The following is a 1411-nucleotide window of genomic DNA, read 5'->3' as shown; positions in this document are numbered from 1 at the left end:
TCGCGAGTCTCTCCAGCGATTGCAAGGTGTTTCAGAATCAGACACCCGTCGATACTATCCTCGCGGTATTAGCCGATTATCCGTTTGCAGTCGAGCGTCGTCTGATCGAACGCTATCCGCTGCGCGACTACTGTGTGCAGTACAACGAGACCGATCTGGAATTTGTCGTGAGGCTGATGCAGGAATGGGGCATCAACTACCATTTCGAACACAGCGCAGGCGTACACAGACTGATCCTGTCCGATCACAATGCCGCGTTTCGAACAGCTTCTGCGGCTTACGTCACACTGCCTTACTACCCACAGGGTCACAAAACCGACCGCGATTACATCCACGCTTTCAGTCCCGCACATCGCCTCACCAGCGGCAGCGTCGCCAGTCGCGACTACGACTACACCCGGCCGGAAGCCAGTCTGGATGCGGGTTTCAGCGATGCTCGCCCTACCGGCCATGCGAATCAGGAAGTGTATCTATGGCGCGATGCGAATGCAGGCAGCAATTACAGCCAGCCGAATGCAGGCAGTGACAATGCGCTTAATCAGACTGAACCACAAGGCGATTACCTGGCCAGAATCCGCCTGCAAGAACGGCGTCAGCACGGCCAGCGCGCCAAAGGCAGCGCCTATTTACGCGGCCTGGCACCGGGCATGAGTTTTACACTCACTGACTATCCGCAAGCCGCAGCGAATATCGAATACCTGATTTTGCACACCACATTCAGCCTGCAAAATGTGAGTGAAGATACGCAGCGCGATATTCAACACAGTGTGTCGAATTTGGATGCAAACCACCAAACCGGCCTGTGGCAAATCCAAACCGACTTCCACGTCCAGCCCAGCAACTGCATATTGCGTCCCGCACTGACACAAGCCAAGCCGCGCAGCTTAGGCCCCGAAGTCGCACGTGTGACCGGCCCCGATCCCGACACCGCTGCCAACAACCTCTACACCGACGTCTACGGCCGCATTAAAATCCAGTTCCCCTGGGATCGCTACGGCAAACGCAATCACAACAGCAGTTGCTGGGTACGCGTCGCGCAAGCCTGGGCCGGTAATCAGCTTGGTCAACTCAGCATACCGCGCATCGGTCAGGAAGTCCTGATCAGCTTTATCGGCGGCGACCCAGATCAACCGGTTTGCAGCGGCAGCCTGCACAACCAGAATAACCTGCCACCCTGGCAGCTACCCAGTCAGCAAGCCCTGACCGGCCTACGCAGCCGCGAACTCACCGAGGGTGGAGGCAATGCCAGTGCCGGTCGCAGCAATCACCTGATCCTTGACGACACCGCACAACAAATTCAGCTCCAGCTGAGAAGCGACCACCAACACAGCCAGCTCAGCCTCGGACACATCACCCGCATCGACAACAACCGTGGACGGCAAGACCCACGCGGCCAAGGCTTTGAACTACG

The 1411-nt window shown here is 57.4% G+C and carries 1 protein-coding gene; it reads left to right on the top strand.

Going from position 1 to position 1411, the window contains the following annotated elements; translation table 11 throughout:
• Positions 1-1411: type VI secretion system Vgr family protein (locus H8K43_RS18655; RefSeq protein WP_186905254.1), on the top strand; the 1411-nt coding region annotated here is incomplete at both ends.

It is taken from the genome of Cognatundibacterium curvum (assembly GCF_014284235.1).
In the GTDB taxonomy this organism is placed as follows: Bacteria; Pseudomonadota; Gammaproteobacteria; order Burkholderiales; family Burkholderiaceae_D; genus Undibacterium; species Undibacterium curvum.
This window is presented reverse-complemented; position numbering and strand designations above follow the sequence as displayed.